Below are 5,659 nucleotides of genomic sequence, written 5' to 3' on the forward strand. Positions count from 1 at the left end.
GTGGCATGGATCAGCCCGAGCTCGGCCGCTTCCGGCGCCTCAGCCGCCGCTGCCAGCTTCCACCACGCCGGCCCGTCCGCTGCACCTGCCTGGTCCACCCAGGGCAGGATCGGCAGGAACGGCTCGTCCAGGCGCAGTTGCCCTTCCTGCAGCAGATGCAGGAGCGGGCGCATCGCCTCCAGGGCAGTCCCCCTCGCACCGGTGGCGGCCAGCAATGCGGCCAGGGTCATCAGCTGGGCCGGGTGGTCCATCAGGTCGACGAAGTCGCGCAGGCCGCCGAGCCATGCCCGGACCAGCCGCCCGGTCCAGGCGATTCGTGCCGGCAGCGGCAGGCCCGCGGCCAGCCCTGCCTCGATCCGATGGGCCAGCTCTGGCCAGCCTGAGCCGAGCGGCCCCGGCAGGGGCGGGACGTCCAGCTCAGCCAGTGCCAGTTCTTCGGCCTGCGCCAGCAGGCCTCGCTCGGCCAGCCCGGCTTGGCGCTCCAGCGGACAGGCGATCAGATTGGTGGTGAAGTCGTCCAGGAAGCCTGCATCGAGCGGTGCTGCCGCGCCAAAGCCCGGCAGGAAAAGGTGCAGCGCATAGCCCTGTTCCCGGAGCAGCAGGCCGGCCTCGCCGGCGGACCCGGCATCGGCCGGGTCGATGGGCAGCACCAGGATCGGCCGGCACGATTCCAGCAGTTGCTGACCACCCGCGAGCATGGCAAGCGGATCGGCACCCAGCCGGACCAGCTCGAACGACCCATGGTCCGCGGCCAGCCGGTCCAGCGTAGTGGCCGGCTGCCTGGCACCGGGCTTCTCCGGGGAAGCCATCCGGGCAAGGGAGGGCACCAGCGGGTCCAGGCCGTTGCAGGCGCGGATCGCCTGGAGGCGGGCATGTCCTGCCGGCAGCGGGTCGCAGGCCAGCACGGAGCCGCAGGGGCCGACCAGCCCTGCCAGGGTCGCCGCCAGGATCCCGCAGCCCGGTGCGGTGTCCAGCACGCGCCAGCCCGGCTGCACCAGCCGCCGCAGCCAGCCATGCTCCGGCTCGTACCAGTCCTCCTGCTCGAACATGACCCAGGACGCCATGGCACCCAGGTGGTTGGCGGCCAGGATCCGCACGCCGCCCGTGACCTCGATCTCGATCGGCTCGCCGCGTCGCCGGGCCGGGTCGAGGCGCAGGTCCGCCTGTTCCGCCGATCGTCTGCCCCGTCCCGTCATGCTCCGTCCTGCCGGCCGCCATCCGAGGTGAGCATAGGCGGCCGGGGTTAACGTATTCCTAATGACCGGCCCATGCGCCGGGTCAGTCTTGGATCTCGCTGGCGAGCACCGCGCCGCGCGACGCCATCAGGTAGAGGCCCAGGTGGTGGGTGAGCGCCTGGGGATGGGCGGCGCCGTCGGGGAGGTCCAGATGGCGGGCGGTCTCGAGCGGCAGGTCGTAGGTGGCACAGGCCGGCTCCAGCACCACGATGTCGCGCAGCGTGGACAAGAGGCCGTGGTTGCGTGCCGACAGCATGGTCACGACGAAGTCCAGCACGCAGATGTCCGTGCAGATCCCGGTCACCACGATCGAGCGGAGCCGGTTGAGCGCGATCCAGTCCACGACCCGGTTGTGGGTGACGCCGTGGCCGGGATGGGCCGGTTCGATGGCACCGACGAAGCCGTTGATGCAATCCTTGCGGATCAGGGTGGCGAGCGGCTCGCCTTCCAGCCAGGCCAGCTCGTCGACCAGCTCCTCATGGCCGCTGCCGCGCTCGCAGTGCGGCGGGTAGGGCGGCTCGGGACGGCCGGGCTCATGGGTGTCGAGAAAGGCCAAAAGCGGGCGTCCGGCCGCGGTGAAGCGGCGGGCGAGGTCGTCGATCTCGCGGATCATCCGGCTGACCTGCGGGCTCGGGGCCGCGGGCGCCAGCGGGCCGGCACCGGCAGTGCAGAAACCGTGGACGGCGTCGATGATCACGAGGCCAGCCGGCCCGGCGCCGGGCGACCACGGCGCCATCGCGACGGGCAATTGCTCCTGGATCATTCCTGGTGCGGTCACCGTTGGCACCTCCTCATTGCCATGGGGCCCTCGAGGGGAGAGTAACGGCTCGCCGCGGCCGCGTCGCCTTGCTTGCACCGTCCTGCGGAAACGGGCACCACCGCCCCGGCTGGTGGCGGCGGGCGGAAGCCGCGCGTCGGCCGGACGGGGCGGGGAGCGGACATGGAGCAGATCAAGGTCGGGATCATCGGCTGTGCCGGGCGGATGGGGCGCAGCAACCTCGGCGCCGTGCTGGATGCTCCCGGCCTAGTCCTGGCCGGCGGGGTCGAGCGCCCGGACCATCCGGCCCTGGGCGAGGACCTCGGGCTACTGGCGGGCCGGGATGCGGTGGGCCAGGCTGCCAGTGCCGATCTCGCGGCACTGGTGGCGGCTGCGGATGTCCTGATTGAGTTCTCGAGCCCGGAGGCGACGCTGGCACATCTGCAAGTCGTGGCCGGCGCCGGCAAGGCGCAGGTGGTCGGCACCACCGGCTTCTCGCAGGCGGAGTTCGCCGAGCTGGTGCGGCTCGCGGGCACGTGCCCGGTGCTCTGGGCCGCCAACATGAGCCTGGGCGTGAACCTGCTGCTGGGCCTGGCCGAGCGGGTCGCGGCCACGCTCGGCGACGAGTGGGACATCGAGATCCTGGAGATGCATCACCGCAACAAGGTCGATGCGCCGTCCGGCACCGCGCTGGCGCTGGGCCGGGCGGCGGCCGCCGGGCGCGAGGTCCGACTCGACGAGGCCGCGGTGCGCAGCCGCGACGGAATCACCGGGCCCCGGCAGCCGGGCACGATCGGGTTCGCCACGCTGCGCGGCGGCGATGTCGTGGGCGAGCATGTCGTGCTGTTCGCGGGCGACGCGGAGCGGATCGAGCTCGGCCACCGCGCCACCGACCGGCGGATCTTCGCGCATGGCGCGGTACGGGCGGCACGCTGGCTGGCCGGCAGGCCGCCCGGGCTCTATGGCATGCGCGACGTGCTGGGTCTCTGAGGAGCGCTCTAGCGTCTAGCGGCGCATCGACACGCCGAGCGTACTGGCGGCATGACCGGGATCGTCGACCCGCTTGGGCAGGTGGCGCGCCTGCGCGACCCAGTCCGCGACCTCCTCCGGTGTGGGCGAGCGGCGCGAGATCCGTTCCTGACGATTATACTCGCGCACCCGGTGATGGAGCTGCGCCGGCTCTTCGGCGGCGAGTTGTGCCAGCGTGCTGATGCCGATCTCCTCCAGGATCAGGCCGAACACCGCGCCTAGCCCGTCGATGCGCGCCAGATCGGCGCGGTGCACGATGACCATGAGGTCGGCTTCGTCGAGCTTGGTCTGTGCCAGGAGGATGCGGCGGGCGGACTCGCTGCCGGCCGCGCGCAGCAACTGCTCGCAGGTGGTGATGCGGCGGGCCTTGAGCGCTAGGCGGATGGTCGAGGGTAGGCCGCGCAGCTTGCTGAGGGGCAAGTCGCTGGCCATTCGGGCGCCCTCTGACGAAGTCATTCTCATCGAGTTCATGTCGTCTTCGCCCGCCACCCACCGGGATCCCTGCATTCGCGCCGTGACGGCTACACCTATAGCGCGAATCCCGTCTGCCGATACCCAGGCGAATAAGGGAAACATTGCTTCAGGTCCACAATCCTGATCGTCGCACCGGAAATAAGGTCAATCCAGCGAGGTCGAGGGCAAAGAATGTCCCGGGCCTTCAGATCTAGCCACCGCTTTGTGAACGCAACGCACCGCCCCGACCCGAGTATCCGGGTGACGACAGAACCTGTCCGAAGGAATGCGTACAGCTTGCTTCCGGAAACCTTGGAGACGAGCCGCGGGCTGCCGGCTCAGAGCGGCATGAGGGTCTTGGTGCTGCGCAGTGCCGTACGCAGCGCCTGCGCCAGCTCGGCACGTTCGCGTGGTGTCAGGAACGCACCGATATGCACTCTTGTGGTGTGGTCACGGACCCGCACCAAGCTCAGATGGCCGGCCGGCTGGTCCAGCTCGACCCGGGTGAAGTAGGGCAGGAGCCGCCATTCGGCCGAGCGGCCGCGATGGTCGACCCGGCGGATCGTCAGCCGCTCCCGAACCAGGTGCACGGCCTCGAAGGCGCGGGCGCGGCGGCGCACCACGGTGAAGGCCAGGGCCAGCGCCAGCACGTCCAGGCCGAGAAAGCCTATCACCGGCCAGGCACCGGCCAGGAAGGTGGCGAGCCCGACCACGCCGGACAGGACGGCAAAGCCGCCCACCACCAGGATGAAGCCGTTCCGCGAGATCGGCGGGTTCGGATAGATCACCGCGTCGAACAGCACCGGTTCCGCCACGGGGCGCTCGCTCATTGTCACCTCGATCGCAGGCAGCAACGGATATATGACCGGCGACAACCCGGAACAGCCCCGACCAGGCGGACCATGAGCCAGCCCATGACAGCCGAGCGGGTGGAAGCGATTTTCGCCCAACTCGCCAAGAATGATCCAGCCCCGCAGACGGAACTCGTCTACACGACGCCCTTCACATTGCTGGTAGCGGTGGTCCTGTCGGCGCAGTCGACCGATGTCGGCGTGAACAAGGCGACCAAGGGGCTGTTCGCCGCGGCACCGGATGCCAGGAGCATGGCGCGGATGAGCGAGGCGGAGGTGGGCGAGCATATCCGCACGCTCGGCCTGTGGCGCAACAAGGCGAAGAACGTCGTGGCGCTGGCGAAGGAGCTGGTGGAGCGCCATGGCGGCGAGGTTCCGCACGACCAGGCCGCCCTGGAGGCCCTGCCGGGCGTGGGCCGCAAGACCGCCAACGTGGTCCTGAACGTGGCGTTCGGCGAACCGACGATCGCGGTCGACACCCATATCTTCCGGGTCGCCAACCGCACGGGGCTGGCACCGGGCAAGACCGTGGAGAAGGTCGAGCAGCGCCTGCTCGAGGTCGTGCCGGACAAGTACCGCATGGGCGCGCACCACTGGCTGATCCTGCACGGCCGCTATGTCTGCAAGGCCCGCCGGCCGGAATGCTGGCGCTGCGTGATCGAGCCCTGGTGCCTCTATACGGACAAGCAGCTCTACTCGAAGCGGCCCACCGGGCCAGCCGGGGTCAGCAGTGCCGAGGACAGGCGTCGGTCGGCATAGCGCATCCGCCAGGACAGCATGCCGGAGGCGAGCTCGGCACGCACCGGCGCCAGTGCGGGATCCCCGGCACGGTCGACCAGCCAGTACGGGTCGCTGCGCAGGTCGAACAGGAGGTTGGGCAGGCCGGCGAATGCCACCAGCGCATGGCGCCCGTCCAGGCGCACCGCCAGCCCGCACTCGTGATCCCCCAGGCCCAGCGCGTCGCGGTGCCAGCCGGTCTCCAGGTCGCCGACATCGTGCTCATAATGGACGGCATCGCGCCAGCGCTGCGGCTCCCGGCCGAGTAGGAAGCCTTCCAGCCCATGGCCGTCGCACTGGAGCGGGACTGGCACATCCGCCGCCTGCAGCAGGGTGGGCATCAGGTCGACATGCTCGGTGAATGCCGCCACCCGCCGGCCGCGCGCACCCGCCGGGTGGCGCGCGATCATCGGCACGTGGAAGGCCTGCGGGAAGAAGCCGGACTTGCCGATCATCCAGTGATCCCCGGCCATCTCGCCATGGTCGGCGGTGAACACCACCAGCGTGCGCTCCAGCAGGCCGGTCCTGGCCAGATGCTCCAGCAGGCGGCCGACATG

Annotated in this window: 6 protein-coding genes and 1 pseudogene; 2 read left to right on the forward strand and 5 right to left on the reverse strand. The window is 70.4% G+C overall.

Going from position 1 to position 5,659, the window contains the following annotated elements; translation table 11 throughout:
- A pseudogene (locus tag EQG76_RS08055) lies at nucleotides 1–1,196 on the reverse strand (hypothetical protein); the annotation flags it as partial.
- A gap of 82 nt (nucleotides 1,197–1,278) precedes the next feature.
- Nucleotides 1,279–2,013, reverse strand: coding sequence for an isochorismatase family protein (locus EQG76_RS08060; protein ID WP_235031257.1), 735 nt, complete (start codon nucleotides 2,011–2,013; stop codon nucleotides 1,279–1,281).
- A gap of 171 nt (nucleotides 2,014–2,184) precedes the next feature.
- Between EQG76_RS08060 and dapB the strand changes: the two genes are divergently transcribed.
- Nucleotides 2,185–2,982 (forward strand): 4-hydroxy-tetrahydrodipicolinate reductase, encoded by a 798-nt coding sequence (gene dapB / locus EQG76_RS08065; RefSeq protein ID WP_159712260.1) that lies wholly within the window; start codon nucleotides 2,185–2,187, stop codon nucleotides 2,980–2,982.
- A gap of 15 nt (nucleotides 2,983–2,997) precedes the next feature.
- On the opposite strand, the gene EQG76_RS08070 is transcribed toward dapB, so the two are convergent.
- Both EQG76_RS08070 and EQG76_RS08075 read right to left on the reverse strand, forming a co-directional pair.
- Complete coding sequence (locus EQG76_RS08070) at nucleotides 2,998–3,441, reverse strand: DUF4332 domain-containing protein (RefSeq protein WP_159712252.1); 444 nt, start codon at nucleotides 3,439–3,441, stop codon at nucleotides 2,998–3,000.
- Between the two features lie 371 nt (nucleotides 3,442–3,812).
- On the reverse strand, nucleotides 3,813–4,304 hold the full coding sequence (locus EQG76_RS08075) for a DUF2244 domain-containing protein (RefSeq protein WP_159712254.1): 492 nt from the start codon (nucleotides 4,302–4,304) through the stop codon (nucleotides 3,813–3,815).
- An 84-nt stretch (nucleotides 4,305–4,388) separates the two neighbouring features.
- On the opposite strand from EQG76_RS08075, the gene nth reads away from it, so the two are divergent.
- The gene (gene nth / locus EQG76_RS08080; RefSeq protein WP_159712262.1) at nucleotides 4,389–5,084 is read left to right on the forward strand and encodes an endonuclease III; all 696 of its coding nucleotides are present in this window, start codon (nucleotides 4,389–4,391) and stop codon (nucleotides 5,082–5,084) included.
- Here the strand turns inward: nth and EQG76_RS08085 are convergent.
- Nucleotides 5,018–5,659: sulfatase-like hydrolase/transferase (locus EQG76_RS08085; protein ID WP_159712256.1), on the reverse strand; the 642-nt coding region annotated here is incomplete at its 5' end. The two genes, nth and EQG76_RS08085, sit on opposite strands and share 67 nt — an antisense overlap.

The organism is Geminicoccus flavidas, from assembly GCF_009806515.1.
In the GTDB taxonomy this organism is placed as follows: Bacteria; Pseudomonadota; Alphaproteobacteria; order Geminicoccales; family Geminicoccaceae; genus Geminicoccus; species Geminicoccus flavidus.

Coding starts and splice junctions, on each gene's coding strand:
- EQG76_RS08075 (WP_159712254.1), bottom strand. CDS start 4,304: ATGAGCGAGCGCCCCGTGGCGGAACCGGTGCTGTTCGACGCGGTGATC.
- nth (WP_159712262.1), top strand. CDS start 4,389: ATGACAGCCGAGCGGGTGGAAGCGATTTTCGCCCAACTCGCCAAGAAT.